The sequence below is a fragment of the Antarctobacter sediminis genome, assembly GCF_019218285.1.
GTDB classification, from domain to species: domain Bacteria; phylum Pseudomonadota; class Alphaproteobacteria; order Rhodobacterales; family Rhodobacteraceae; genus Antarctobacter; species Antarctobacter sediminis.
In genome coordinates this window covers 1,005,084-1,030,251 of record NZ_JAHUZG010000001.1, presented here as the reverse complement: position 1 = coordinate 1,030,251, position 25,168 = coordinate 1,005,084, and the positions used below count along the sequence as shown (strand labels likewise).

The 25,168-nt window shown below is 65.2% G+C and carries 27 protein-coding genes; 22 read left to right on the top strand and 5 right to left on the bottom strand.

The window, feature by feature from the left end; genetic code table 11:
* Positions 1–120 precede the first annotated feature (120 nt).
* The gene (locus tag KJP30_RS04935) at positions 121–786 is read left to right on the top strand and encodes an HAD hydrolase-like protein (protein ID WP_218447875.1); all 666 of its coding nucleotides are present in this window, start codon (positions 121–123) and stop codon (positions 784–786) included.
* A gap of 1 nt (position 787) precedes the next feature.
* Here the strand turns inward: KJP30_RS04935 and KJP30_RS04930 are convergent, their stop codons facing one another.
* Complete coding sequence (locus KJP30_RS04930) at positions 788–2,089, bottom strand: MmgE/PrpD family protein (RefSeq protein ID WP_218447874.1); 1,302 nt, start codon at positions 2,087–2,089, stop codon at positions 788–790.
* Between the two features lie 113 nt (positions 2,090–2,202).
* Here KJP30_RS04930 and KJP30_RS04925 point away from each other — a divergent pair, with 113 nt between their 5' ends.
* Positions 2,203–3,411, top strand: coding sequence for a DegT/DnrJ/EryC1/StrS family aminotransferase (locus KJP30_RS04925; protein ID WP_218447873.1), 1,209 nt, complete (start codon positions 2,203–2,205; stop codon positions 3,409–3,411).
* Here the strand turns inward: KJP30_RS04925 and KJP30_RS04920 are convergent.
* Positions 3,408–4,772 carry a sensor histidine kinase gene (locus tag KJP30_RS04920; protein ID WP_218447872.1) on the bottom strand — a complete coding sequence of 455 codons (1,365 nt, stop codon included), beginning with the start codon at positions 4,770–4,772 and terminating at the stop codon, positions 3,408–3,410. The two genes, KJP30_RS04925 and KJP30_RS04920, sit on opposite strands and share 4 nt — an antisense overlap.
* A gap of 140 nt (positions 4,773–4,912) precedes the next feature.
* Positions 4,913–6,520, bottom strand: coding sequence for a tetratricopeptide repeat-containing sulfotransferase family protein (locus tag KJP30_RS04915; protein ID WP_218447871.1), 1,608 nt, complete (start codon positions 6,518–6,520; stop codon positions 4,913–4,915).
* 168 nt (positions 6,521–6,688) lie between these two features.
* On the opposite strand from KJP30_RS04915, the gene KJP30_RS04910 reads away from it, so the two are divergent.
* The 9 genes from KJP30_RS04910 to KJP30_RS04870 all read left to right on the top strand — a co-directional run bounded on the left by KJP30_RS04910 (position 6,689) and on the right by KJP30_RS04870 (position 16,458).
* On the top strand, positions 6,689–7,852 hold the full coding sequence (locus tag KJP30_RS04910; protein WP_218447870.1) for an isovaleryl-CoA dehydrogenase: 1,164 nt from the start codon (positions 6,689–6,691) through the stop codon (positions 7,850–7,852).
* Positions 7,853–7,940: 88 nt separating this feature from the next.
* Positions 7,941–8,246, top strand: a complete 306-nt coding sequence (locus tag KJP30_RS04905; RefSeq protein ID WP_218447869.1) for a hypothetical protein — start codon at positions 7,941–7,943, stop codon at positions 8,244–8,246.
* Entirely contained in the window at positions 8,243–8,722 is a 480-nt protein-coding gene (locus tag KJP30_RS04900; protein WP_218447868.1) for a lysozyme inhibitor LprI family protein, read from the top strand. The genes KJP30_RS04905 and KJP30_RS04900 overlap by 4 nt, the downstream gene beginning before the upstream one ends.
* Entirely contained in the window at positions 8,722–10,275 is a 1,554-nt protein-coding gene (locus tag KJP30_RS04895; protein ID WP_218448430.1) for an AMP-binding protein, read from the top strand. The genes KJP30_RS04900 and KJP30_RS04895 overlap by 1 nt, the downstream gene beginning before the upstream one ends.
* A 16-nt stretch (positions 10,276–10,291) precedes the next feature.
* Positions 10,292–11,890 carry a carboxyl transferase domain-containing protein gene (locus KJP30_RS04890; protein ID WP_218447867.1) on the top strand — a complete coding sequence of 533 codons (1,599 nt, stop codon included), beginning with the start codon at positions 10,292–10,294 and terminating at the stop codon, positions 11,888–11,890.
* 177 nt (positions 11,891–12,067) lie between these two features.
* Complete coding sequence (locus KJP30_RS04885) at positions 12,068–14,005, top strand: acetyl/propionyl/methylcrotonyl-CoA carboxylase subunit alpha (protein WP_218447866.1); 1,938 nt, start codon at positions 12,068–12,070, stop codon at positions 14,003–14,005.
* A complete protein-coding gene (locus KJP30_RS04880; RefSeq protein ID WP_218447865.1) occupies positions 14,002–14,685 on the top strand; it encodes a glutathione S-transferase family protein in 684 nt (227 codons plus the stop codon). Before KJP30_RS04885 ends, KJP30_RS04880 begins: the two co-directional genes overlap by 4 nt.
* A gap of 102 nt (positions 14,686–14,787) precedes the next feature.
* Entirely contained in the window at positions 14,788–15,642 is an 855-nt protein-coding gene (locus tag KJP30_RS04875) for a hydroxymethylglutaryl-CoA lyase (RefSeq protein WP_218447864.1), read from the top strand.
* A 39-nt stretch (positions 15,643–15,681) separates the two neighbouring features.
* Positions 15,682–16,458, top strand: a complete 777-nt coding sequence (locus tag KJP30_RS04870; protein WP_218447863.1) for a crotonase/enoyl-CoA hydratase family protein — start codon at positions 15,682–15,684, stop codon at positions 16,456–16,458.
* Positions 16,459–16,467: 9 nt separating this feature from the next.
* On the opposite strand, the gene KJP30_RS04865 is transcribed toward KJP30_RS04870, so the two are convergent.
* Positions 16,468–16,893 (bottom strand): hypothetical protein, encoded by a 426-nt coding sequence (locus tag KJP30_RS04865; RefSeq protein WP_218447862.1) that lies wholly within the window; start codon positions 16,891–16,893, stop codon positions 16,468–16,470.
* 128 nt (positions 16,894–17,021) lie between these two features.
* On the opposite strand from KJP30_RS04865, the gene KJP30_RS04860 reads away from it, so the two are divergent.
* On the top strand, positions 17,022–17,408 hold the full coding sequence (locus KJP30_RS04860) for a hypothetical protein (protein ID WP_218447861.1): 387 nt from the start codon (positions 17,022–17,024) through the stop codon (positions 17,406–17,408).
* A gap of 14 nt (positions 17,409–17,422) precedes the next feature.
* Here KJP30_RS04860 and KJP30_RS04855 read toward each other — a convergent pair whose 3' ends face one another.
* Positions 17,423–18,157: an ATP-grasp domain-containing protein gene (locus KJP30_RS04855; RefSeq protein WP_218447860.1), complete on the bottom strand. Its 735-nt coding sequence runs from the start codon at positions 18,155–18,157 to the stop codon at positions 17,423–17,425.
* A 305-nt stretch (positions 18,158–18,462) separates the two neighbouring features.
* Here KJP30_RS04855 and KJP30_RS04850 point away from each other — a divergent pair, with 305 nt between their 5' ends.
* From KJP30_RS04850 to KJP30_RS04805, 10 genes are all read left to right on the top strand, one after another.
* Positions 18,463–18,828 (top strand): NADH-quinone oxidoreductase subunit A, encoded by a 366-nt coding sequence (locus KJP30_RS04850; protein WP_218447859.1) that lies wholly within the window; start codon positions 18,463–18,465, stop codon positions 18,826–18,828.
* Entirely contained in the window at positions 18,819–19,352 is a 534-nt protein-coding gene (locus KJP30_RS04845; protein WP_218447858.1) for a NuoB/complex I 20 kDa subunit family protein, read from the top strand. The genes KJP30_RS04850 and KJP30_RS04845 overlap by 10 nt, the downstream gene beginning before the upstream one ends.
* 10 nt (positions 19,353–19,362) lie before the next feature.
* Entirely contained in the window at positions 19,363–19,971 is a 609-nt protein-coding gene (locus KJP30_RS04840; protein ID WP_218447857.1) for an NADH-quinone oxidoreductase subunit C, read from the top strand.
* Positions 19,971–21,191, top strand: a complete 1,221-nt coding sequence (locus KJP30_RS04835; RefSeq protein ID WP_218447856.1) for an NADH-quinone oxidoreductase subunit D — start codon at positions 19,971–19,973, stop codon at positions 21,189–21,191. The genes KJP30_RS04840 and KJP30_RS04835 overlap by 1 nt, the downstream gene beginning before the upstream one ends.
* Positions 21,188–21,748 carry a hypothetical protein gene (locus KJP30_RS04830; RefSeq protein ID WP_218447855.1) on the top strand — a complete coding sequence of 187 codons (561 nt, stop codon included), beginning with the start codon at positions 21,188–21,190 and terminating at the stop codon, positions 21,746–21,748. The genes KJP30_RS04835 and KJP30_RS04830 overlap by 4 nt, the downstream gene beginning before the upstream one ends.
* A 49-nt stretch (positions 21,749–21,797) precedes the next feature.
* The gene (locus KJP30_RS04825) at positions 21,798–22,106 is read left to right on the top strand and encodes a hypothetical protein (protein ID WP_224874380.1); all 309 of its coding nucleotides are present in this window, start codon (positions 21,798–21,800) and stop codon (positions 22,104–22,106) included.
* Between the two features lie 92 nt (positions 22,107–22,198).
* Positions 22,199–23,389, top strand: coding sequence for an NADH-quinone oxidoreductase subunit E (locus KJP30_RS04820; RefSeq protein ID WP_218447853.1), 1,191 nt, complete (start codon positions 22,199–22,201; stop codon positions 23,387–23,389).
* A 106-nt stretch (positions 23,390–23,495) separates the two neighbouring features.
* A complete protein-coding gene (locus KJP30_RS04815) occupies positions 23,496–24,032 on the top strand; it encodes a hypothetical protein (protein WP_218447852.1) in 537 nt (178 codons plus the stop codon).
* A gap of 232 nt (positions 24,033–24,264) precedes the next feature.
* On the top strand, positions 24,265–24,936 hold the full coding sequence (locus tag KJP30_RS04810; protein WP_218447851.1) for a helix-hairpin-helix domain-containing protein: 672 nt from the start codon (positions 24,265–24,267) through the stop codon (positions 24,934–24,936).
* A 13-nt stretch (positions 24,937–24,949) separates the two neighbouring features.
* On the top strand, positions 24,950–25,168 hold the full coding sequence (locus KJP30_RS04805) for a DUF5337 domain-containing protein (protein ID WP_218447850.1): 219 nt from the start codon (positions 24,950–24,952) through the stop codon (positions 25,166–25,168).

Below are 25,168 nucleotides of genomic sequence, written 5' to 3'. Positions count from 1 at the left end.
GCTGCTCCGGAATTGCCTCTTTTTCGTGCCCGTTTTATCCGAGTGGCGAAGTGGCGCAAGGTGGCGTGGATCACGGCAGGTTGCGGCATGTGACATCCTTTGCCGGCACAGGGGCGAACCATGAAGAAATGCGTAATTTTTGACCTCGACGGCACATTGGCCGATACCAGCGGCGACCTCATCGCCGCGGCCAATGCCTGTTTCGACGGCATGGGTGAGGCGGTGAGCCTTGATCCGCTGGCCGATGCCGGGGTGGCGCTGCGCGGCGGTCGGCGGATGTTGACCGAGGGGCTGACCCGCGCCGGTCGCATGGACGAGGCCACGGTCGACGCCTGGTATCCGCGCCTTCTGGAGTTTTACGGCGAGTCGATCGACGTGCACACGCGCCTTTACGACGGCGCGGTCGAGGCGGTTCAGGCCCTGCGGTCGGCGGATTACGCGGTGGGCGTCTGCACCAACAAACCCGAGGCGTTGGCACATGTCCTTTTGACCAGCCTCGGCGTGCGCGATCTCTTTGGGTCGCTGATCGGGGCCGATACCGGACCGACGCGCAAGCCTGACGTGGCCCCTTACTGGGCCTCGGTGGATCTGTGCGGCGGGCGGCGCGAGGCGTCGTTGCTGGTGGGCGACAGCGACACCGACCGCAAGACCGCAGCGGCGGCGGGCGTGCCCTGCGTGCTGGTGACATTCGCGCCCGAAGGCGACGCCGTCCGCGCGTTGAATCCCGAAGGGGTGATCGACCACTTCGACGAGCTTTCTGGCGTGGTGCGCGGCCTGATCGGATAGGCTAGGGGGCGCGGAACAGCAGTTCCGTCAAAGAGCCAAGGGGCGCGCGGTCCAGCCCGCCGATGGCTTGTTCGATGGCTTCGGCCCGGTCACGCCCCAGCACCGGGTCGGCCAGCCCGTGGAATTTCCGGGACAGTTCCGCATCGCTCGGCGGCGCTTCGGCATCCCATTTGGGCCGCACCCAATCGGTCGCCAGTTCGCGCCCGTCGCGCAGGATCAGCCGCACGCGGGCCAGCCGGTGCAGCGGGAAATTCCGGTTGGCTTCCTCTGCCTCGGCCATGACCAGCCCTTCGGACAGGCGCAGGATTTCGGGGTCGCGCAGGGCCTCGCCGTCCAGATCCTCGGGGCCAAGCGCCCCGCGTGCCATCGCCACCGCGCAGGGGAAGGATGTCGAATACTGTGCCTCTTCGGTGGTCGATGGGCGCGCCGTCGCCAGCCGCGTCGCCTCGTGAAAGCTGTCTACCTCGATCCGGTCGACATCGCCCGAGGTCAGGCCGTGTGCGCGCCGCAGTTCCAGCACACCTTCGACCGGGGCCTGTGCCCAGCGGCAGACCGGATAGGGTTTGAAATACTGCCGCAGGATGCGCCAGTCCGTGCCAAGCCCGGACCAGTATTCCGGGGCCTGTTCGACGGTGATCGCGGGCGCGCCGGTAAAGCCGCGCCGCGCCAGTTGCACGGCAGACACGCCGCACATCGCGCCCCAGCCCGCGCCGTCCTTGACCATGGTGGGCCAGTCGATACAGCGCATCATCTGGCTGCGCGGCCCGTGGTATTCCGCCGCGCCCAGGGCGTGCCGGGTCTGGTCCGGTGACAAGGCCAGCAGGCGCGCGCCCGCCGCCGCCGCCGTCACCGCACCCCAACTGCCCGAGGTGTGGTAATCGGGGCAGGTGCCGTGCTGCGCCTCGGCTGCGCGGGCGCCGAATTCATAACCCATGACCAGCGCCGTCAGGAAATCTTCTCCCGATACAGTCGCGGCATCGCCCAACACCAGCAATGCAGGCAGGAGAGGGCAGCCGATATGCCCCTTGGCCGGGTTATAGCCGTCGTGGCCGTCAAGGCTGTCGATGGTCATGCCCATGGCCATGGCGGCAGCGGCAGGCGCGGCGCGCCTGTCGTCGAAAAGCATCGGTGCCCTGCCGGGCAGATCCTCGGCGGCATGGTCGCGGATGATCCGCGACAAGTCGGTGCCCAGGGCACCGGCTGCCACGCCGATGAGGTCCAGCAGGCAGCGCCGCGCCTGCGCGCGCACCGCTTCGGGAAGGTCCTGCCAGCGCAGGTCATGAATGAATGCAATCGGTGTCATGAGATCAGCCTAGCCCCGCACCCCGCGGCCCTGCGGCCAGAAAGCGACGCAACCCTGCGGGCAGAGGTCGCGAACGGATTGACCGGCCCGCAAAGCCGCGCCACAACTCGGCCATGACAGAGCGTTTTACCGGCACATTCACCCAGCAGGAACCGATCCCCGAAGAGGCCATCGCCGCAGCGGTCGAGGTCATGCGGGGCGGGCGTCTGCATCGTTACAACACCGCTCCGGGCGAAACCTCGGAAACCGCGCTGATGGAGCAGGAGTTCGCGGCCATGACGGGCGCGCGCTATTGCCTTGCCGTGGCGTCGGGCGGGTATGCCATGGGATGTGCCCTGCGCGCGCTGGGGGTTGCACCGGGCGATCCCGTGCTGACCAACGCCTTTACGCTGGCCCCGGTGCCGGGCGCCATTGCCGGTGTCGGCGCGGTGCCGGTATATGTCGGGGTGACGCGGGATCTGGTGATTGACCTCGACGATCTGGAGGCCAAGGCCGACCGGGCCAAGGTGCTGATGCTCAGCCACATGCGCGGACATCTTTGTGACATGGACCGGCTGATGGCGATCTGCGACGCCGCCGGGATCACCGTGATCGAGGATTGCGCCCACACCATGGGGGCGGCGTGGAACGGGGTGCCTTCGGGGCGACACGGGGCGATGGGCTGTTATTCGATGCAGACCTACAAACACGTCAACTCGGGCGAGGGCGGTTTTCTGATCACGGACGATGCCGAACTTGCGGCACGTGCGATCATGCTGTCGGGGTCTTACATGTTGTATGAACGCCATTTGGCCGCGCCGCCGGTCGATGTGTTCGAACAGGTCAAATATGTCACGCCCAATATCTCGGGGCGGATGGACAACCTGCGCGCGGCGATCCTGCGACCGCAACTGCGGGCGCTGGATGCGCAGGTGACGCGCTGGAATGATCGTTACCGCGTGGTCGAGGACGGGCTGAGGGGCACGCCGGGTCTGTATCTGCCCGAACGGCCGGCAGCCGAAAGCTATGTTGGTTCCTCGATCCAGTTTGTCCTTGAGGACTGGACTGCCGCTGCGGTGGGCGAGGTGCTGTCGCGCTGTGCCGCCCGCGGGGTCGAACTCAAGTGGTTTGGCGGGGCGGAACCCAGCGGGTTCACCTCGCGCTATGACAGCTGGCGCTATGCGCCGTCCGAACCGATGCCGCAGACAGATCGCATTCTGCGTGGCCTTCTGGACATGCGGCTCCCCCTGACCTTCAGCCTTGAGGACTGCGCGCTGATTGCCCGGATCATCCGGGCCGAGGTTGGCGCCGTCTATCAGGCGGGCGGGGCGACGACGGCCTAGCAGGCGGCCAGCCGCACGGTAAAACAGGCCCCCTCGCCGGGGGCGGAGTCGATCGTGATGTCGCCGCCGTGGGCCTGTGCGATGCGCCGGCTGATCGGCAGGCCAAGCCCGGTTCCGTCGTAATCGTCGCGTGTGTGCAGCCGACCGAACAGGCCAAAGACCTTGTCGTAGTTTTCGGGTGCGATGCCGATGCCGTTGTCCCGCACAAAAACGGCCACCTCACCGCAGTCAGGCGCGGGGGTCGCGCCGATTTCCACGCGCGGGATCCTGCCCGGTTCGCGGAATTTCAGTGCATTGCTGATGAGGTTCTGGAAAAGCTGGCGGATCTGTACCGGATGACCCGGGACTGTCGGCAGCGGGTTGCGGCAGATCTCGGCCCCGCTTTCGGCAAGGTCGGCGCGCAGATCGCTGAGCACATCGTCGATGATCGCATCCAGCGCCACCGCCTGACCGATCGTGTCGCCGCCAAGCGACCGGGTATAGTCCAGCACATCCTCGATCAGTGACCCCATGCGATTCAGCACGTTCTCAAGATCGTCGACAAGCTCTTGGGCCGAGTTGTCCAGCGTGCCTTTGACCTCTCCTTGCAATTCGCCGATCAGCATGCGGGCGGTGTTGGTCGGTGATTTCAGGTCATGGCTGACCGAATAGGCGAATTCGGCCTGTTGCCGGTTGGTCGTTTTAAGCTGGTCGACAAGATGTTCCAGCTTGTGCGTATGTTTGCGTTCTTGTTCCAGTTGCATGTCGCGAAAGGCCTGTTCCCGTTTGCCGACCATCCGGCGCACCCGCACAAAGGCATTGGTGCCACCGGCGATCAGGCACAGGAGGATCAGCAGGCTGGCGGTCTGGGCGGTTTGCAAGGCGCGGTGGCGGTCGGCGATGACGGCCCTGATTCCCGCATGGCTGGCCGCGATCTGCTGGCTGGCGATCTGGTCCGGGATCCGGACAAGTGCATCGACCTCGGGAATAGTGAGGCCACGGCCATGGCCGTCGCGCGCAATGTCAAGGTTTGCGCGATAAGCCTGCAAGGTGTCCCGCAAGGCGGTCAGATCGGTGGCAATGGTTGCTGCCAGTGCCGCCTGTTCGATCCGGTCCAACGCGTCGACCGCGCGCCGGTGGCTGGCGATGGCATCGGCGTGGTATTGCGGTTCGTCCGGGCGCAGAACCGCATTCTTGAAGTGGTGGATCAGCCCGACATAGCCAATGGCCCGTTCGAGATCCAGCATGGCCGAGGTCAGGTCCAGTGAGGTGTCTTCCAGCCGGTCGGTCCGCAGCCAAAGCCATGCCGAAACCGAAAGCGACAGCAGGGCGGCGATCCACCACCCCACAAGAAACCTGCGTAAATATCGTCTGGTCGGCATCGGGACGTCCGAAGTTCAACGTGCATTTCAGCCCGACGCAGGCACAGCACCCGAACCCGGCTTGGGTCGAATGGGTAATCCGCAGATGTGAAGAAAAATGTAACGAAGATGCGGCGCAGGGGCCGGGCCCGCGTCCCGGCTCAGATCAGCGCCTGTGCCCGCAAGGCCGTTGTCAGTGGTTCCAGATGTGTCTCATAGCGCCGCCATGCCGCATCGCTGCCTTTGTAGATCCCGCCGCGCACCTGAAGGCTGGAGGCCGTGGCCACCGCGCGGTCGGACCCGGAAAAGTCAAGGCAGGCGGATTCAGGTGGCAGATCCAGCGCGTCCAGCAGGGCCGGAATGGCGTCTTGCGGTGTTTCCGTCAGGGCCGTGTAATCCAGCCGGTGCAATGCGATTCCGCACTCCTCCCAAAAGCTGGTCATATCCCGATAGAGGGCCATGATCTCGGCGATATCGCGCAGATCATAGGCAAAGCCGTTTCCGGTGCGGACGAAACACTGTTTGTAGACCGACCAGCCAAGCGCCTGTGGATCACGTTGCATGGCCACGATGCGTGTTCCCGGGATCAGGCGCGCCACGATCCCGGCAAGAACGAAGTTCATCGGCATCTTGTCCACGACGAAATCCGCGCCTTGTGCGTGTTTGTCGAGGATGTCGAGGTAACCGTCACGCAGTTTGGCCAGCGAGTCCGGGTCCGCGCGGTTTTCACGCAGCATGGGCAACAACCGCTGGCGCAGGAACGGAAGCTCTCCTGCGGTGGCCACCTGCGAATGCGCGCCAAGAATGCTTTCCGCCAGCGTTGTGCCTGACCGGGGCAATCCAACCACGAGAATCGGCAGCGGTCGGGCCGGGCCTGCAAGGGGCGGGGCGTGCAGCCCCGCAAAGCCGTCGCGGACAAGCGCGGCGTCCTGGACATCGCGGGCGGCTCCCAGACCGTGCAGTTCTTTCTTGAGCGCATTGCCCTTGGCGTAATGGGCAAAGGCCTTGTCCACCTGCCGAAGATCGTCAAAAGCCTTGCCGAGGGCGAACCGGAACTCCAGCTCTTCGGCGGGAGTCGCCTTGCCGGTTTTCAGCAGCTTCTGCATCCGCCGCAGGTGCGGATCGCGGTCGCTTTCATAGCGGTGCAGCTCGGCATAGCCACGATGGGCCGCGCCGTTGTGCGGCATCAGTTCCGCCAGTCGGCCGAAACCGGTGCGGGCGGTTTCCGCATCCCCGAGGATCAGCGCCGAAACCGCGCCCATGCGCTGCGCCTGCGGGTCGTCGGGCAAGGCATCGGCGGCCATACGGGCCGGGCCGGCCATGGCCTCTGTCTCGCCCAGTTCAAAAAACGCCAGCGCAAGCTCGCGGTACACGGTGGCGCGTTCGGGCGCGCGAACCAGCGCCTCGACCGCAGCATCACGGGCCATCTGCGGGCGACGCAGCGCATTAAAGGCGATGGCAAGCGCCTCATGCGGGCTCGCCGCTTGCGGGGCCTTCGCGGCAAGGCTGCGAGCAAAGGGCACAGCCGCTTCCAGCTTGCGCGCGTTCAGCAGCGCCGCAAGCCGCTGGGCCTCCGCCGGTTGCAGGGTCTTGGCCAGAAAGGCGGGTTGCGCGCGGGCAAACAGCCGGTGCCGGATCGCAAAAACCTGCGGCGTCCAGCGCCAGCGGTCGGGCAGGGCGTCCAGCAGGCTGCGCGCCTTGGCAGAATCGCCGGTCTTGGCCGCTGTCTCGGCGCGTTCCAGTTCGGCCTCGAAGTCCTGCCGCTGCATGTGGATGCTCTCTTTTGCCCGCCTGTGCTCAGTACGCGTTTCGGCCCGGTGCAGGCAAGGGGCGGTCGGGGGCTGCGGGCTTTCCGCAAGGGCGCTGGTCAAAACCATTGACCCGACTCACCGGATCGCAGTAAATGAACAAGCGTTCAATACTTGGGAGGGGCGGGCGTGTTTCTTGCGACGATGAAATTTGATCTGGGCGAAGATGTTCTGGCGCTACAGGAGACCGTGCACCGGTGGGCGCAGGAGCGCGTCAAGCCGTTGGCGGCCGAGATCGACAGCACCAACGAGTTCCCCGCGCCGCTGTGGCGCGAGATGGGGGACCTTGGCCTGCTGGGGATCACGGTGCCCGAAGAGTTCGGCGGCGCGGGCATGGGCTATCTTGCCCATACGGTCGCGGTCGAAGAGGTGGCGCGGGCCTCGGCCTCGGTTTCGCTGTCCTACGGCGCGCATTCCAACCTCTGCGTGAACCAGATCAAACTGAACGGCACCGACGAACAGCGCCGCAAGTACCTGCCGGGTCTGTTGTCGGGCGAAAACGTTGGCGCGCTTGCCATGTCCGAACCTTCGGCTGGCTCGGATGTGGTCAGCATGAAGCTGCGGGCGGAAAAGCGGAATGACCGCTTTGTGCTGAATGGCAACAAGTACTGGATCACCAACGGCCCGGATGCCGACACGCTGGTTGTCTATGCCAAGACAGACCCCGAGGCCGGACCCAAGGGCATCACCGCCTTCCTGATCGAAAAGGACATGAAGGGGTTTTCGACCTCCAAGCATTTCGACAAGCTGGGGATGCGCGGGTCAAATACCGCCGAGCTGATTTTCGACGAAGTCGAAGTGCCTTACGAGAACATCCTCGGCGAAGAGGGCAAGGGTGTGCGCGTCCTGATGTCCGGTCTGGACTATGAACGCGTGGTGCTGGCAGGCATCGGGTTGGGCATCATGGCGGCCTGTATGGACGAGGTCATGCCCTATCTTTCCGAACGCAAGCAGTTTGGTCAGCCGATCGGGAATTTCCAGCTGATGCAGGGCAAGATCGCTGACATGTACACGGCGATGAACTCGGCCCGGGCCTATGTCTATGAGGTCGCCAAAGCCTGTGATCGCGGCGAAGTCACCCGTCAGGACGCGGCAGCCTGCTGCCTTTACGCCAGCGAACAGGCCATGGTGCAGTCGCACCAGGCGGTGCAGGCGCTTGGCGGCGCGGGTTTCCTTGCGGATGCACCGGTGGCGCGGCTGTTCCGCGATGCCAAGCTGATGGAAATCGGCGCGGGCACCAGCGAAATCCGCCGGATGCTGATTGGCCGCGAACTGATGGGATCCATGGCGTGACGGGCCGGGCCGCCGTCTTGGTGTCGGCGGCGCTGCCCTTCGGGGCCTCGTTCTGCGCCCGGCCGGAGGCGTGGCGGAGGACGTAGGGATGCGCGTGCTGCTGTGGCTTCCGCTGGCGGCGCTGGTTCTGTTCGGCGCGATACAGGCCTTTCGGGCCGGATGGATCGTTGCCCACCTGAGCGAGAGCGCCGCGATCGAGACCTATGCCGCACGTTACATGCAGGAAACCGGCGCACCGGCTGCGGATTGCACGGCGGTGCCCGGTGAAAAGGTTTGGCTGGTGATACGATGCGGAACCGGCGAGGATCGGCGCATCTACCGGGTGAACCGCTTTGGCGGACTGGTGACAGGGGACCCGGAGGAAACCATCCGGATGGAGGAGCCTAGCACATGAAACCCTACCTGATTGCCCTCGCCCTTGCGTGTTCGGCGGCCCCCGCCGCAGCGCAGGAGTTGCGTTTTTCGTCACAGGCCACCGAATCCTGCCTTGGGTCGGGGGCGGATTTTCGCAGCTGTATCGGCCTCTCGGCCGAGGCCTGCATTGATGACAACGGTTACGCCACCGTCGTGCTGAGCGGGTGCTTTGCCCGCGAACTGGACTGGTGGGACGACCGCCTGAATGCCTCTTACGGTTTTGCAATGCGCCATGCGAAACAGGCGGATGTCGATAACGGCGGCTTTGGGCCGTCGCAGGCCGACGCCCTGCGCGAGATGCAGCGCGCATGGATCCGGTTCCGCGATGCCAAATGCGCCTATGCCCGCAGCCATTGGGGCGGCGGCACCGGCGCGGGGCCTGCCGGGGCGGAATGCCTGATGCGCGAAACCGCCGAGCAGACATGGTACATCGAAAGCATGGTGACACCGGGCTGATGCTGCAAACTGCGCCCACATATGACGCGCTGCGCGCCGGGTTCCGCTGGGATCTGCCCGACCGCCTGAACATGGCCGAGCAGGCCTGTGATGGCTGGGCGCGGCGCGATCCGGCGCGGCTGGCGATCCTCGACCATGCCAGCGGCCAACCTGTCACCTATGCGGCGCTCGAAACCTTGTCGCGGCGTGTACAGGCCGCCTTGCTGGCCCGAGGAGTCGGGCAGGGCGATCGGGTGGGCGTGCTGCTCAGCCAGTCGCCGCTTTGTGCGGCGGCGCATCTGGCCTGCTGGCGGATGGGCGCGATTTCCGTGCCGCTGTTCATGCTGTTCCGGGAGGACGCGCTGCGCGCCCGTCTGGGCGACAGCGGTGCAACTGTCGTGGTGACGGATGCGGAAGGGGCGGCGATGCTGGCCCCTTTCGACCTGTCCGTGGTGACAGCGGACGACCTTCCCGCCGAAGGCGCCAAGGGACCGGCGATCGACAGCACACCGGAAACGCCTGCGGTACTGATCTATACCTCGGGCACCACCGGCACACCCAAGGGCGCGCTGCACGGGCACCGGGTGCTGACCGGCCATTTGCCGGGGGTCGAGGTCAGCCATGATTTCCTTGGTCAACCGGGCGATGTGCTCTGGACACCTGCCGACTGGGCATGGATCGGCGGGCTGTTCGATGTGCTGATGCCGGGACTGGCGCTGGGGGTGCCGGTTGTCGCTGCGCGTATGCGGCGTTTTGATGTTGCGGAATGCGTGAGGATCACCTCGGAACATGCTGTCCGGAATGTGTTTTTCCCGCCCACTGCACTGCGCATGCTCAAGGCGGAAGACGCGCGGATCGACGGTCTGCGCTCGGTTGCCAGCGGTGGTGAACCGCTGGGGGCGGAGATGCTGGCATGGGGGCGCGATGCCTTTGGCGTCACCATCAACGAATTCTACGGCCAGACCGAATGCAACATGGTCGCTTCCTCCTGTGCGGCGCTGTTCGATCCGCGCCCGGGCTGCCTTGGCCGTTCTGCGCCGGGTTTTGATCTGGCGGTGATTGACGACAATGGCGCAACGGTCGCGGGCGAAGGTGACATCGCGGTGCGGCGCGGCTGTGCCTCGATGATGCTGGCCTACTGGAACCGCCCCGAGGAGACGGCCGGGAAATTCCGCGGCGACTGGCTGGTGACCGGCGACCGGGGTGTCATCCAAGACGGCTTTATCCGCTTTGTCGGGCGCGAAGATGACGTCATCACCTCTGCCGGTTACCGCATCGGCCCGGCCGAGATCGAGGATTGCCTGCTGACCCATCCGGGCGTCGCCACGGTGGGCGTGGTCGGCAAGCCCGACCCGCTGCGGACCGAGATCGTCAAGGCCTATGTCGTCCGGAAACAGGGCGCAAAGGTCGGCGCGGACGAATTGCGCGACTGGGTGAAAGATCGGCTGGCAAGCTATTCCTACCCAAGGGAAATCGCCTTTCTGGAGGCGCTGCCGATGACGGTCACCGGCAAGGTGATCCGCAAGGAATTGAAGGCCCGGGCGGCGGCGGAACCCGCCGCCTCCGAGGCATGAGAAAGGGAACGGGGACATGAAACTGCAATCGCAGGTGCTGACCGGGGGCGATGCCTTCAAGACCAACCGGGCGGCCCATCTCGAGGCCATGGAACAGATCCGCGAGGCGGTCGGCACGGCCATGGCGGGCGGCGGCGAACGGGCCCGCGAACGTCACCTGAGCCGGGGCAAGATGCTGCCGCGTGAACGGGTCGCAAACCTGCTTGATCCCGGCTCTCCCTTTCTCGAGGTCGGGCTGACGGCGGCCCACGGCATGTACGGAGGTGCCGCTCCCTGCGCCGGTGTGATCGCGGGCATCGGGCTGGTCGCCGGGCGGCAGGTCATGGTGATCTGCAACGACGCCACGGTAAAGGGCGGCACCTACTACCCGATGACGGTCAAGAAACACCTGCGCGCCCAGGAAATCGCCGAGGAAAACGCGCTGCCCTGCGTCTATCTCGTGGACAGCGGCGGCGCCAACCTGCCCAATCAGGACGAGGTCTTCCCCGACCGCGATCACTTTGGCCGCATCTTCTACAATCAGGCCCGCATGTCGGCCAAGGGCATCGCCCAGATCGCCGTAGTCATGGGCTCCTGCACCGCGGGCGGCGCCTATGTTCCGGCCATGTCGGACGTGTCGATCATCGTCAAGGAACAGGGCACGATCTTTCTGGCCGGCCCGCCACTGGTCAAGGCCGCCACCGGCGAGGTGGTCAGCGCCGAGGATCTGGGCGGTGGCGACGTCCACACCCGCCTGTCGGGCGTGGCCGATTATCTGGCCGAGGATGATGCCCATGCGCTGGCCCTGGCGCGGCGGGCGGTTGGCTCGCTTGGCGCGGGCGGCGAGGTGCAGGGCTTCACCGGCGAGGCGCCCGCCTATGACCCGGAGGAACTGCTGGGCGTGGTGCCCGCCGACCTGCGCACGCCCTATGACATCCGCGAGGTCATCGCGCGGCTGGTCGACGGCTCCTACTTCGACGAGTTCAAACCGCGCTTCGGGGAAACGCTGGTCTGCGGCTTCGCCCGGCTCGAAGGCATGGACGTCGGCATTATCGCCAACAACGGCGTGTTGTTCAGCGAAAGCGCCCAGAAAGGCGCGCATTTCGTCGAACTCTGCTCACAACGCCGCATCCCGCTGGTGTTCCTGCAAAACATCACCGGCTTCATGGTTGGCCGCAAATATGAAAACGAAGGCATCGCGCGCCACGGTGCCAAGATGGTGACCGCCGTGGCCACCACCTCGGTGCCCAAGATCACCCTGCTGGTGGGTGGCTCCTTCGGCGCGGGCAACTACGGCATGGCGGGGCGCGCCTACCAGCCGCGGTTCCTGTGGACATGGCCCAACAGCCGCATCAGCGTCATGGGCGGCCCGCAGGCGGCAGGCGTTCTGGCCACGGTCAAACGCGACGCCATCGAACGCTCAGGCGGCACATGGTCCGCCGAGGAAGAAGCCGAGTTCAAGCGCCCCACGCTGGACATGTTCGAGGAACAATCCCACCCGCTCTACGCCTCGGCGCGGCTCTGGGACGACGGCATCGTCGACCCGCGCAAGACCCGGCAAGTGCTGGCGCTCTCCCTGCGCGCGGCGCTGAACAAACCCGTCGAGGAAACACGCTTTGGCGTGTTCCGGATGTGATCCGGCAAGGAGCGTAATCCATGCAGACCCCCGCCACATTCCGCCGTCCGGCGTCGCGCCAGCCACAGGCGCCGCGCCCCCTGTTTCTTCTGTCTGAAAATATCCCGGGGAGCGCGAGGGGCTGGCCCCTCGCTGCCCGCCGCCCGATCCAGACGCCCCGGCAAAAGGACATTTCCCATGTTTGACACCATCCTGATTGCCAACCGAGGCGAAATCGCCGTGCGTGTCATGCGCACCGCTCGGGCCATGGGCCTGCGCACCGTCGCCGTCCATTCCGACGTGGACGCCGATGCGCTGCATGTGGCCATGGCCGACGAGGCCGTCTGCATCGGCGGCGCCGCACCGTCGCAAAGCTACCTGCGGGGCGATGCCATCATCGAGGCCGCAAAAGCCACCGGCGCACAGGCGATCCATCCCGGTTACGGCTTCCTGTCGGAAAACCCCGATTTCGTGCAGGCGGTCGAGGCGGCGGGCCTGACTTTCATCGGCCCTTCGGCCGAGGCGATCCGCAAGATGGGTCTCAAGGATGCGGCCAAACGCCTGATGGATCAGGCCGGTGTGCCTGTCGTGCCGGGTTACATGGGCGAGGATCAGGACCCCGGCCATCTTGAGGTCGAGGCCCATCGGGTGGGCTATCCGCTGCTGATCAAGGCCGTCGCCGGCGGCGGCGGCAAGGGGATGCGGCTGGTCGAAGCTCCTGAAGAGTTCATCGACGCGCTTGAACGCGCCAAGGCTGAAGCCCGCAGTGCCTTTGGCAATGACGCGGTGCTGATCGAGAAATTCATCCAGCGCCCGCGCCACATCGAGGTTCAGGTCTTTGGCGACGGCACCCGCGCCGTGCACCTGTTCGAACGCGACTGCTCTCTTCAACGCCGTCACCAGAAGGTGATCGAAGAGGCCCCCGCACCGGGCATGACCGAAGAGATGCGCGCCGCCATGGGCGCCGCCGCCGTCCGTGCCGCCGAGGCCATTGGCTACAAGGGCGCGGGCACGGTGGAATTCATCGTTGACGGTGCCGATGGGCTGCGGACCGACGGCTTCTGGTTCATGGAGATGAACACCCGCCTTCAGGTCGAACATCCGGTGACAGAGGAAATCTGCGGAGTCGATCTCGTCGAATGGCAGATCCGCGTCGCCTCGGGGGAAACCCTCCCGGCGCGTCAAGAGGACCTGTCGATCAATGGTCACTCTTTCGAGGCGCGGCTTTACGCCGAGGACGTGCCAGCGGGGTTCCTGCCGGCCACGGGCACCTTGGCGGATCTGGAATTCCCCGCAGGGGTCCGGGCGGAAACCGGCGTGCGCTCGGGCGATGCCATCAGCCCGCATTATGACCCGATGATCGCCAAGCTGGTGGTGCATGGACCGACCCGCGCGGTGGCGCTGCAGCGTCTGGCGCAGGGGCTGCGCAAGACCCGCGTTGCGGGAACGGTCACCAACCTTTCCTTCCTCGGGGCGCTTGCGGAACATGAGGGGTTTGGCCGGGGCGAGGTGGACACAGGTCTGATCGCCCGTGATCTCGAGGCGCTGACCGCCCCGGCAGAGGTGACGCCGCAGATCTGGGCCGAGGCCGCACTGGCGGCTTCGGGCTTGGGCGGTCCCATGGGCTGGGACGCGGGTTTCAGCCTCTGGGCACCGGAATGGCGGGCTGTGACGCTGGCGCGCGATGGCGAGAACCGCCAGATTGGCGTCAAGCTGCGCGGCCCGGATTCGGCCCTGATCTCGGTCGAGGGCACGGTGGTCGAGGCGCTGCGCGGGGTGCGTGGCTGGACGTTCGACGGACAGCCGGGGGCCGGGGCCTTTGTGGCTGCGGGCCGGGTGACGGTCTTTGCCGCCTATGGCATCGGATTTGACCTGCCCGATCCGCTGGCCCGGGGCGCGGCCGAAGGGGCAGCCGAAGGCGCCCTTGCGCCGATGCCGGGCCGGGTTGTGTCGGTGCATGTCTCGGTCGGGCAGTCGGTCGAGGAGGGCGACCGGCTGGTGGTGCTGGAGGCCATGAAGATGGAACACACCCTGCGCGCGGGGCGCGCCGGCACGGTGGGCGAAGTGCTGGTGGCCGAGGGCGATCAGGTCGAAGCGGGCGCGCCTTTGGTGGTGCTGGAGGACGACGAGGCATGAGCAAGCCCGACATCACCCTGCACCATGTGCAATACGGGCGGTCTTTCCGGGTGCTCTGGCTGCTGGAAGAGATCGGGATGGAGCGGTTCGGCGCACTGAACATCGTCGAGCACCGGATCGGTACGCGGGAAATGCGTGAAAGCGATCTTGGCCGGATTTCGCCCGCCGTGCGTATCCCGGCGATCAAGATCGACGGGCTGGAGATGAGCGAATCCGGCGCCATCGTGCAGCATCTGGTCGAAACCCATGCGCCCGCGCTGGACCGGCCGGTGGGGCATGAGGACCGTCCCGCCTACCAGCAATGGATTCACTACGCCGAAACGCAGGCCAGCCTGATCGAACAGCTGAACCTGATGATGGTGTTCCTGCGCCGCCCGGCCAAGCCATCGCCCGTGGTGGTCAAGCTGACGGTGGCCCGCCTGCGGCAGACACTGGCGGGCATGGAGGCGCGTCTGGGGGACAGGGAATGGTTGCTGCCGTCGGGCTTTTCGGCGGCGGACGTCATGATGGGGTTCAACCTGTTCGCGGCGCCGTTCTATGTGAAACTGGACGAATTTCCGCGCGTGTCCGCCTACAAGGCGCGGATCGAAGCCCGCGCGGCCCATCGGCGCGCGGTTGAGCGCGAAGGGCCGCAGCGATTTTATGCGCAGGATTTCTATCCGGTGCCTGACGAGGCCTGATCCGGAGGAGCGCCTTCGGCGCGCAGGTTTTCTCGCCTTTCGCCTGCGGCGGACGGCTCGGGAGATGAGTATTTGAACCAAGAAGAAACCAGGGGAAGAGCCATGAGCGAGACGGTCGAGATCTTCGAGGTGGGACCGCGCGACGGGTTGCAGAACGAGGCGCGACAGATCCCCACGGCGGAGAAGGTGGCGCTGGTGGATCTCTTGTCCGGGGCGGGTTTTCGGCGGATCGAATGCGCCTCTTTCGTGAGCCCGAAATGGGTGCCGCAGATGGCGGACAGCGCCGATGTTTTGGCGGGTATCACGCGGGCGGAGGGGGTGTCTTATGCGGCGCTGACGCCGAACATGAAGGGGCTGGAACGGGCGCTTGCGGCGCAGGCCGATGAAGTGGCGGTTTTTGGCTCGGCCTCGGAAGGGTTTTCCAAGGCCAATATCAACGCGACGATCGAGGAAGGGCTGGCGCGGTTCGTTCCGGTGGCCGAGGCCGCGCGCGCGCAGGGGCTGCCCGTGCGGGGCTATGTGTCCTGCGTGGTGGAATGCCCCTATGACGGGCTGGTGGCACCGGAGGCTGTGGCGCAAGTGGTGGCGGCCTTGCGGGATATGGGCTGTTACGAGGTGTCATTGGGCGACACCATTGGCAAGGGGCGGCCCGAGGCGGTGGATGCCATGTTGGCGGCGGTGTTGCAGGAATTGCCGGCGGATCGGCTGGCGGGGCATTTCCACGATACGGCCGGGCGGGCACTGGAGAATATCGACGTGGCGCTGGCCCGCGGATTGCGGGTCTTTGACGCGGCGGTGGGCGGTCTGGGCGGCTGTCCCTATGCGCCGGGTGCTGCGGGCAACGTGGCGACGGAGGCGGTGCAGGATCATCTTGTGGCGCTTGGGTATGACACGGGGCTGGATCGCGACCTGTTGCGGCAGGGGGCCGAGATGGCGCGGGCGATGCGGGCGGGCTGAGACCGCCTGTTGCCGGTGAGGCGAGGGAGTGAGAGAGACATGGACTTTATCAAGGTGACACGCGACGCCCGTGGCGTGGCGGAGATCGGGCTGGCGCGGGCGGACAAACACAATGCCCTGTCGGTGCAGATGATGACCGAGCTGGAGGACACCGCCAAGGCGCTGGCCACCGAGCAGGATATTCGCGTGGTCGTGCTGGCCGCAGAGGGGCGCAGTTTCTGCGCCGGGGGCGATCTTGCGTGGATGCGGGCGCAGTTCGAGATGGATCGCGCCACGCGGCGGGCGGAATCGGCGCGCATCGCCACGGCGCTTGGCGCGCTTTATGCCTTGCCGCAGCCTTTGATCGGCAAGGTGCAAGGCAATGCTTTTGGCGGCGGTCTGGGGTTGATTTCGGTCTGTGACGTCGCTGTGGCTGCCGCCAGCGCCAAGTTCGGTCTGACCGAGGTCAAGCTGGGCCTGATCCCGGCCAACATCGGGCCTTATGTCGTGCATCGCATGGGGGCGCGCGCCGCGCAGGAAGTCTTTATGAACGCGCGGATCTTTGAGGCTGAGGAGGCGCAGCGCCTTGGATTGGTGAACCGGGTGGCCACAGCCGAGGATCTGGACGCCGCGGTCGAGGCCGAAATAGCCCCCTATCTGGCCTGCGCGCCCGGTGCGGTCCGCGATGCCAAGGCGTTGTTGCGGCGGCTTGCGGGCGAAGTTTCGCCAGAGGCAGTGGACGGGGCAATCGACGCGCTGGCGGATCGCTGGGAGACCGAAGAGGCGCAACAGGGCATCGCGGCCTTTTTCGACAAGCGTCCGGCACCCTGGACCTGAGACCGGCGCTCAGCCGGTGCAGATGGCAAAGCCGGTGTCGATCCAAACCAGCTCTTCATCCTCGCGATACAGCCCGACCTCAAGTGTCGGAGCAGGATCCTCGGGCGGGATGTGGAACCAGAGATGATGCGCGATGCCTTCGGCTGTGAAGGCATGGCCGATGCCTTCGTCGGCGCTGTCCCGGATGGCCTTGCAGGGCAGGGTCCGCGATGCGCTGTCGTGAACCGCGACGCTGTCGCCCGTCAGGCAGACGTGCAGGGCCGGGCCGAAGGTCAGATGCGCGATACTGCCGTCAAGGCCGAGAAATCCGGCCGGTGCAAGGGCAATGGCCTGCGCGGCACCGGGGCAGGGGCCGCCGGTCTCCATCCGCTCGGCGCTGTTGTGTTGGGCGGTCGATACAAGTGGCCAGAGCGCCAGCAGAGTGGTAAGCGGCATGGCTTTGGATCGACTTGTGGGCTGGAGCATCGGGACGGGTCCTGTGACGCGGGTGTCTCTGGACAGGATAACATGACCCGTGCAATGCCCCAAATGCCAACAGAACCGAGACTTTCCAGAGGGCCGACATGCTGATCCAACTGGCGCATCTGTACGCGACTGTCTGTGTCGCGGTGATCTTTTTCCAATTCGCGCTGATCGGCGGAGCCCCGTTGGGGCCGTGGACCCAAGGGGGCCGCCACGATGGGGCCTTGCCGCTGTCCGGTCGGCTGGTTGCCGTGGTTTCGGTGCCGGTGGTGGCCTTTCAGGGCTTGGCGATCCTGTCGGCGGCGGGCTTTCCCGGATTGGACTGGCCGCGCTGGTGCGGCTGGCTGGCGCTGGGGGTGAGCGTTCTGGCGAGTGTCCTGAACGGGATCACCCCGTCGGCCCGGGAACGGGCGGTGTGGTTTCCGATCATGTTGGTCATGTCGGGGATTGCCGCCTACGTCATGATCTCGACCGCCGGGCAGGGGTGACCCACAGGTCTGCCTCAGGCGCTTGCTGCCTCCAGTTCCGTCCACCGGGTTTCGATCAGCCGTGCGTAGCGCAGCGGGGACAACCCGTAGGCGCCCACGGCGTAGCCGTCGTTGATCTCGACCACCAGCGTCCGGCCATCGGAGGTTACACCGAAGTCCAGCGCATAGGCTGATGGCGCGGCGGCCCTGGCCTGAACCGCCAGCGCGTTCCGGATCACCTCGGGATCGGGAAAGGCAAGAGGATCGCCGCGATAGGGACGCAGGTCGATCAGGTCGCCATGCAGGACAAAGCCGCGGTATTCGGTGACGAAATCCACCGGATCGGCGCAGATCACCGGTTCGTCGTCGGGGATATGCGCGGTCGGGATCAGGTCGGCGAAATTGCGCAGCAGCGTTCCGGTAAAGAGCTTGAGCCGCTCGGGGCGCGGTTTGACAAAGACAGCGCAGCCGCTGCCGGCCATCCGGCGCGCCTCGGCCATGGTCGCCTGCCAGATCCGCCGCCCGGCAAAGGGCATCAGTTCGGCCGGCACGCTGTCCAGATCCGGAACGGCAATGCCAAGCCGGCGCATGCCACGCTGCGCAAAGCCGATTCCGCCGACGACCCTGTCACCGGGCCGCAGGTCCAGCGCGTCGAATCCATCCGTGTCGAACAGGCACACCTCTTCGCCAAGCTGAGAGAATCCCACCCGGGCCACATGGCGGTTGATGCCAAAAAGCGTGTCGTCGGGGGCAAGGATATGGACGGTCATGGCGGGTCTTTCCGGGTTTTCCCCGGCTTTAGTGCGATCAGCGCCGCAGGGCCATGGGGGAATACCCGCCCGCCGGATGCGGTGATCGAGCCGACGGGCGCGACGCTTGGGCGCGGCGTCTGCTGCCCCGCAGCACGAATTTTCCCGGCATCCTGTTGTCTACAAAGGAAAATCTGCCGTTTTCCGGGAAATTCGTTTATTCGCAGGGCTTTGAATGCTTCTGCCCCGTGTTGACCCTGCCGGGAGGCGGGGATATGGGACAATAAGCCAAGCGCCACAGCGCCCGATCCTGAAGGAGCCACGTCTTGGAAGAGATGCTGCGGGAATATCTTCCCATCCTCGTCTTTCTGGCCATTGCCATCGGTCTCGGCCTCGTCCTGATCCTTGCCGCGGTCATCGTTGCCGTGCGCAATCCGGACCCCGAGAAGGTGTCGGCCTATGAATGCGGATTCAATGCCTTTGACGATGCCCGGATGAAATTCGACGTCCGGTTCTACCTCGTCTCGATCCTGTTCATCATTTTCGATCTTGAAATCGCCTTCCTGTTCCCATGGGCCGTGGCGTTCAAGGATATCTCGATGGTGGGCTTCTGGTCGATGATGGTGTTCCTGGCGGTGCTGACCGCGGGCTTTGCCTATGAATGGAAGAAAGGGGCGCTGGAATGGGAGTGATGACCGGGGCGAACACCGCCGGTTTCGACCGCGAGGTGGCCACACAGACCCTCAACCGCGAGCTTCAGGACAAGGGATTCCTGCTGACCTCGACCGAGGATATCATCAACTGGGCGCGCACCGGCTCGCTGCACTGGATGACCTTTGGTCTGGCCTGCTGCGCGGTCGAGATGATGCATACTGCAATGCCGCGCTATGACGTGGAGCGGTTTGGCTTTGCGCCCCGCGCCAGCCCGCGCCAGTCGGATGTGATGATCGTGGCTGGCACGCTGACCAACAAGATGGCCCCGGCCCTGCGCAAGGTCTATGACCAGATGCCCGAGCCGCGCTACGTGATCTCGATGGGATCCTGCGCCAATGGCGGCGGTTATTACCATTATTCCTACAGTGTCGTGCGCGGCTGCGACCGCGTGGTGCCGGTCGACGTCTATGTGCCCGGCTGCCCGCCGACGGCCGAGGCGCTGGTTTATGGCATCATGACGCTGCAAAAGAAAATCCGCCGTACCGGCACGCTGGTGCGCTGAGGGGGTTGCGATGACTGACGCACTGAAAGAACTGGGCGGCCACATCGAGCTGAAACGCCCCGATTGCGTGATCGGCTGGGATGTCACGCATGGCGAGCTGAATGTCGACGTGGCCCCGTCGAACATCCGGGGCTTTGTCGAGTTCCTCAAGACCGACCCGACCTGCCGTTTCTCGTCGCTGGTGGACATCACCGCCGTCGACTATCCCGAACGGCCCAAGCGGTTCGACGTGGTCTATCACTTCCTGTCGATGTACCAGAACCACCGGATCCGCCTTCGGGTGTCGATCCGCGAGGATGAGATGGTGCCGTCGATCGTATCGGTGCACCCCTCGGCCAACTGGTTCGAGCGTGAAGTCTTTGACATGTTCGGCATCCTTTTTGCCGGCCATCCTGACCTGCGCCGCATCCTGACGGACTATGGTTTCCGCGGCTTCCCGCTGCGCAAGGATTTCCCGACAACCGGTTATACCGAGTTGCGCTACGACGAAGAGCAAAAGCGCGTCGTCTACGAGCCGGTGAGCTTGGTTCAGGAATACCGCCAGTTCGATTTCATGTCTCCGTGGGAAGGTGCGCAATACGTGCTGCCCGGCGATGAAAAGCAGGAAGAGGCGAAGTGATGGACGGCTCCAAAGGTTTTGACGACGCCCTGACGGGCGAGCAGAAGATCCGCAACTTCAACATCAACTTTGGTCCTCAGCACCCGGCAGCGCACGGCGTGCTGCGCCTTGTGCTGGAGCTGGACGGCGAGATCGTGGAACGCTGCGACCCGCATATCGGCCTGCTGCACCGTGGCACCGAAAAGCTGATGGAATCGCGCACCTACTTGCAGAACCTGCCGTATTTCGACCGGCTGGACTATGTGGCGCCGATGAATCAGGAACACGCCTGGTGTCTGGCAATCGAAAAGCTGACCGGGGTCGAGGTGCCGCGCCGCGGTTCGCTGATCCGGGTTCTGTATTCCGAAATCGGCCGGATCCTGAACCACCTGCTGAACGTGACCACGCAGGCCATGGACGTTGGCGCGCTGACGCCGCCGCTCTGGGGTTTCGAGGAACGCGAAAAGCTGATGGTGTTCTACGAGCGCGCCTGTGGCGCCCGTCTGCACTCGGCTTATTTCCGCCCCGGCGGTGTCCACCAGGATCTGCCCGACGATCTGATCGACGACATCGAGGAATGGTGTGGCACCTTCCCCAAGGTGCTGGACGATATCGACGGGCTACTGACCGAAAACCGGATCTTCAAGCAGCGCAACGCCGATATTGGCGTGGTGACCGAGGAAGAGATCAACGAGTGGGGCTTTTCGGGCGTCATGGTGCGCGGGTCGGGCCTTGCATGGGACCTGCGCCGGTCGCAACCCTATGAGTGCTACGACGAGTTCGATTTCAAGATCCCGGTCGGCAAGAACGGCGACTGCTATGACCGCTATCTCTGCCGCATGGCCGAGATGCGCGAAAGCGTCAAGATCATCCTGCAAGCCATCGAGAAACTGCGCGCGCCCGAAGGGCAGGGCGATGTTCTGGCCCGTGGCAAGATCACCCCGCCCAAGCGCGGTGAGATGAAGCGGTCGATGGAAGCTCTGATCCATCACTTCAAGCTGTACACGGAAGGGTTCCACGTGCCGGAGGGCGAAGTTTACGCCGCCGTCGAGGCACCCAAAGGCGAATTCGGCGTCTATCTTGTTGCCGATGGCAGCAACAAACCCTACCGCTCCAAGATCCGCGCACCGGGTTACCTGCACCTTCAGGCGATGGACCATGTCGCCAAGGGGCACCAGCTGGCCGATGTGGCCGCGATCATCGGCACCATGGACGTGGTGTTCGGGGAGATCGACAGGTGAGAGCGCTTGCCGCCGTTCTGGCGCTGACCGTCGCGCCCGCATTTGCGCAGGATGTGCCTGCGTTCAACGAGGAACTCGGGTTCGAGATCCTTGGCGGGGTCGACGACGGTCTGCTGGTTCGGAACGGCGCTCATGCCTTTTACTGCGAGGTCGAGGAAGGACCGGGCGACCGGTTCTTCGTGCTGGAGACTTGCGCGCCGATCATCGGGCCCAAGGCTGCGTTGGCCGCATCGCGTGCCAGCCTGTCCAAGGCGCGGGGCGAACAGGCCTTTCTGGAGGCGCTGGAGGCGATGCCACCCGCGGCTTTCATCCCGACCGTCACCCAGACGATGAAGGAATTCGGCTGTGTGCTGGATCTGCGCACCGGCGAGGACGCGTTCCTTGCCGTTCTGGCGCGCCACGTGGCGGAAACGGCGGTCTATGATGGCGCGATGACCGAGGATCTGATCGACGCCATCGGCGAGATCACCGAGGACACGGCGGAACTGATGCTGGACCAGGGGCTGATCGTGCTGGATAGGTCGGTTGGCAAGGCTCAATTGGTAGATTGCCCCTGACCGGGGCGAACGGGTCGCCACCGGGCGGCCGGGTACAAGGAACGACATGATGAAGAAATTCGCTTTTGCGCTTGGTGCGGTGGCCTTTGTTTCGGGCTGCATCCTGCCGGAAGGCGTGACCGAGGAAGATCTCGCCGCTTTTGACGCGGCTGTAGCCTCGATCGGCTGCGATCTGGTGAACGAAAGCGATTACCTTCCGGTCGAACTGCAAACCGGTATGCCGCGAGAGAAGGTCGTGACCATCTCGCAATACAAGGTGGAACAGAAAGAAGCGGTGGCGCTGTCCAATGGCGGTGTGCGTCTTGTGACCGGCACCTGCGCCCCCAAGACCGAGCCTGCCCCAGCCGCGGCAACCTGATGCTGCCGGCCCGCGGGGCCGGAGGACAAGAGATGTAAACCCAAGGGGGCGCTGCCCGGCGGCGCCCGACGTTAGACGGAAAGCCGAAAGCCATGCTGCGCCGACTGCACCCCGAGCAACCCGATAGCTTTGCCTTCACCCCGGCCAACATGGCTTGGGCGCGTGAGCAGATCACCAAGTATCCCGAGGGCCGTCAGGCCAGCGCGATCATCCCGCTGTTGTGGCGGGCGCAGGAACAAGAAGGCTGGCTGAGCCGTCCGGCGATCGAAGCCGTGGCCGACATGCTGGGCATGGCCTACATCCGCGCGCTGGAAGTGGCCTCGTTCTACTTCATGTTCCAGTTGCAGCCGGTCGGCTCTGTGGCGCACATCCAGATCTGCGGCACCACCTCCTGCATGATCTGCGGTGCCGAGGATCTGATTTCGGTCTGCCGCGAAAAGATTGCGGACAAGCCGCATGTGGTGTCTGCCGATGGCAAGTTCAGCTGGGAAGAGGTGGAATGCCTTGGCAGTTGTACCAACGCGCCCATGGCCCAGATCGGCAAGGACTATTACGAGGATCTGACCGTCGAGAGCCTGCGCAACCTGCTGGACGCGCTGGCCAAGGGCGAGGTGCCGCAGGTCGGCCCGCAGAACGGACGTTTTGCCTCGGAACCCAAATCGGGCATCACCACGCTGACGGAATTCGTCAACGGCTCGATCAAGCTGAACGCCAGCGCACAATTGGCGCATGACATCGGCGATACGGTCAAGCGCATCGACGGAACCGAAGTGCCGCTGTTGGCGCCTTGGAACGATCAGTCGGGCACCCGTGGCCAGCAACCCGAAGCGCCCGAGGCCGATGTGCCCGCCGAAGCCAAGCCCGAGCCGATCCCCGAGCCGGTGGCCGAAGCGCCCGCCGCTGTAGAGCAGGCATTGATCCAGCCGTCGAGCCCGCTGGCCGGTGAGGCAGAACTGGCAACCCGCAAGGGCAGCTGGAAATACGAAGCCCCGGCCGCCGAAAAAGCCCCGGCAGCGGAACCTGCCGAGCCGACCGACGCCGACAAGCCCGCCGGGCTGTCCGCGCCGCGGGAGGGCAAGGCCGACGATCTCAAACGGATCAAGGGCGTTGGCCCCAAGCTTGAACAGATGCTGCACGGCATGGGGGTGTTCCACTTTGACCAGATCGCGATCTGGACGGAAAAGGAACTGGCCTGGGTCGATGACAACCTTGAGGGGTTCAAGGGCCGTGCGTCGCGCGATGAATGGATCGCGCAAGCCAAGGACTTTGCTGCCGAGGACTAAGGTTCGGCGGTTTCCGCACGGTCCCAAAGTCTCATTGGCGCCTTGCCTGTTTTCCGGTGATAGTTGCCCTGCAACGAACCCGGAAAATGGGTAGGGAGGAATTGGGATGTCTGGAACGAATGGATCGGGCGGCTGCGCCCGGACAAGCTGGACCGTGGCGGCGGTTGCCGGGGCCTTGGCTTTCATACTTTTGATGACGCTTGGCGGCTGGGGAGCCATCGGCGCCCTGATCGTCGGCGCGCTGGTCTTTGGGGTGCTTGGCTTCCTGATGTCGCGGGTCTTGTGTTCGGAACAATCACAGCCTGCGCCCAAGGTTTCGGCCCCTGCGCCCCGTGCGGCGGCTCCGGCACCTGAACCGGTTGCAGCCCCACAGCCCGTTTCACCCCCTGATCCTGCGCCGACAGCCGAACCACAGGCTTCGGAACCTTTGGTCAAGCCGACCGCCAGCCTTGCCGGCGAAGATGATCTGGCCAGCCGAAAGGGCGATTGGCGCTATGAGGGCACCGTCGCTGAGCCGGCACCGGCCCCTATGGCAGCCGCCCCCGCCGCGCCGGCGGCTCCGGTCATCAAACCCTCGACCCCTCTGGCCGGAGAAGCCGAACTGGCCAGCCGCAAAGGCAGCTGGACCTACGTTCCGAACTAGGGGGCGAACCCGGGGCGGCCTTGTGGTTTTCCATCTGCCGCGCCCTTGGTCACGGGGCACGCCCTGCTTGGCAAACTTGCGCTTGGCGGCCCTGGAAACGGGGCTGCGACAACGCCATGGCTTGCGTGCCGCGGCGCAGTATGTCAGGCGTGTTTCCGGCACTGTTGGGGAGGAACGGCGCTAATCAATGCGCAGCAGGACTGCGCCCGTTTAGTGGAGCGAGAACGTGACCATGACGACCCCTCTATTTCCGATGACACCAGACTTTACCCCGCTGATGCGCATGATGCAGTTGCAGACCCGCTTTGCGATGGAAGCCAGCCAGGGGATGATGAAGCTTGCGATGATGCCCTGGGCCGGTCTGCCCACGGGCTTTGGCTCGATCTGTACACCGATGGGCGCGGTCAGCGTCGCGGTGGAAAAGACCGTCGCCGAACCGGTTGCCGAAGAGGCCCCGGCGACTGAGCCCGCTGTCGAAGCTGTCGAAGCTGTCGAAGCTGTCGAAGCTGTCGAAGCTGTCGAAGTGAAAGCCGAAGCCGTGGTCGAAGCACCCGCGCCCGAGGCGGCCCCGGTCAAGCCCGCCGAAACGCCGGCCGAGGTTGCACCGGCGCCCGAGGCTGAAACCGTTGTCGCGCCCGTGGCCGAACCCGAGGCCGCGCCGGCCTTTGTCAAGCCGAAGGCGCTGAGCGCGCCCAAGGGCGAAGCGGACGACCTGACGGTTCTGAACGGCGTCGGCCCCAAGCTGGCAGAGGCGCTGAACGCCGAAGGGATTTATCACTACGACCAGATTGCCGCCTGGACCAAGGAAAACGTCGCCTGGGCCGACGAGAACCTTGCCGGTGTGCGTGGCCGTGCCTCGCGCAACGGTTGGGTTGCGCAAGCCGCCGGTCTGGTGAAGAAGTAAGGCAGGGGCGGCGATGGCCGGGGACCAGGAATTCAACCGAAGAGGCCGCGTCATCGCGTTGGTCATCGCGGGAACGGGCCTCGGCTGGGTCGTCGCCAATGCACTTGGCGCGGCGCTGGACCTGAGCCAGCGCTGGCGCGCGCTTTTCGACCTTGCTGCACTTGGTGGCTTTGTCTGGGCGATGTGGATGTTATACGGGCTCTGGCGGGACCGCCAGGAACACAAGGATTGA

What these genes read in the sequence shown, in the direction of transcription:
- KJP30_RS04835 (WP_218447856.1), top strand. Translation starts at nt 19,971, where the DNA reads ATGGACGGCTCCAAAGGTTTTGACGACGCCCTGACGGGCGAGCAGAAG.
- KJP30_RS04905 (WP_218447869.1), top strand. Translation starts at nt 7,941, where the DNA reads ATGCGCGTGCTGCTGTGGCTTCCGCTGGCGGCGCTGGTTCTGTTCGGC.
- KJP30_RS04915 (WP_218447871.1), bottom strand. Translation starts at nt 6,520, where the DNA reads ATGCAGCGGCAGGACTTCGAGGCCGAACTGGAACGCGCCGAGACAGCG.
- KJP30_RS04815 (WP_218447852.1), top strand. Translation starts at nt 23,496, where the DNA reads ATGTCTGGAACGAATGGATCGGGCGGCTGCGCCCGGACAAGCTGGACC.
- KJP30_RS04810 (WP_218447851.1), top strand. Translation starts at nt 24,265, where the DNA reads ATGACGACCCCTCTATTTCCGATGACACCAGACTTTACCCCGCTGATG.
- KJP30_RS04840 (WP_218447857.1), top strand. Translation starts at nt 19,363, where the DNA reads ATGACTGACGCACTGAAAGAACTGGGCGGCCACATCGAGCTGAAACGC.
- KJP30_RS04880 (WP_218447865.1), top strand. Translation starts at nt 14,002, where the DNA reads ATGAGCAAGCCCGACATCACCCTGCACCATGTGCAATACGGGCGGTCT.
- KJP30_RS04885 (WP_218447866.1), top strand. Translation starts at nt 12,068, where the DNA reads ATGTTTGACACCATCCTGATTGCCAACCGAGGCGAAATCGCCGTGCGT.
- KJP30_RS04805 (WP_218447850.1), top strand. Translation starts at nt 24,950, where the DNA reads ATGGCCGGGGACCAGGAATTCAACCGAAGAGGCCGCGTCATCGCGTTG.
- KJP30_RS04895 (WP_218448430.1), top strand. Translation starts at nt 8,722, where the DNA reads ATGCTGCAAACTGCGCCCACATATGACGCGCTGCGCGCCGGGTTCCGC.
- KJP30_RS04890 (WP_218447867.1), top strand. Translation starts at nt 10,292, where the DNA reads ATGAAACTGCAATCGCAGGTGCTGACCGGGGGCGATGCCTTCAAGACC.
- KJP30_RS04825 (WP_224874380.1), top strand. Translation starts at nt 21,798, where the DNA reads ATGAAGAAATTCGCTTTTGCGCTTGGTGCGGTGGCCTTTGTTTCGGGC.
- KJP30_RS04855 (WP_218447860.1), bottom strand. Translation starts at nt 18,157, where the DNA reads ATGACCGTCCATATCCTTGCCCCCGACGACACGCTTTTTGGCATCAAC.
- KJP30_RS04930 (WP_218447874.1), bottom strand. Translation starts at nt 2,089, where the DNA reads ATGACACCGATTGCATTCATTCATGACCTGCGCTGGCAGGACCTTCCC.
- KJP30_RS04870 (WP_218447863.1), top strand. Translation starts at nt 15,682, where the DNA reads ATGGACTTTATCAAGGTGACACGCGACGCCCGTGGCGTGGCGGAGATC.
- KJP30_RS04925 (WP_218447873.1), top strand. Translation starts at nt 2,203, where the DNA reads ATGACAGAGCGTTTTACCGGCACATTCACCCAGCAGGAACCGATCCCC.
- KJP30_RS04865 (WP_218447862.1), bottom strand. Translation starts at nt 16,893, where the DNA reads ATGCCGCTTACCACTCTGCTGGCGCTCTGGCCACTTGTATCGACCGCC.
- KJP30_RS04820 (WP_218447853.1), top strand. Translation starts at nt 22,199, where the DNA reads ATGCTGCGCCGACTGCACCCCGAGCAACCCGATAGCTTTGCCTTCACC.
- KJP30_RS04875 (WP_218447864.1), top strand. Translation starts at nt 14,788, where the DNA reads ATGAGCGAGACGGTCGAGATCTTCGAGGTGGGACCGCGCGACGGGTTG.
- KJP30_RS04920 (WP_218447872.1), bottom strand. Translation starts at nt 4,772, where the DNA reads ATGCCGACCAGACGATATTTACGCAGGTTTCTTGTGGGGTGGTGGATC.
- KJP30_RS04935 (WP_218447875.1), top strand. Translation starts at nt 121, where the DNA reads ATGAAGAAATGCGTAATTTTTGACCTCGACGGCACATTGGCCGATACC.
- KJP30_RS04845 (WP_218447858.1), top strand. Translation starts at nt 18,819, where the DNA reads ATGGGAGTGATGACCGGGGCGAACACCGCCGGTTTCGACCGCGAGGTG.
- KJP30_RS04900 (WP_218447868.1), top strand. Translation starts at nt 8,243, where the DNA reads ATGAAACCCTACCTGATTGCCCTCGCCCTTGCGTGTTCGGCGGCCCCC.
- KJP30_RS04860 (WP_218447861.1), top strand. Translation starts at nt 17,022, where the DNA reads ATGCTGATCCAACTGGCGCATCTGTACGCGACTGTCTGTGTCGCGGTG.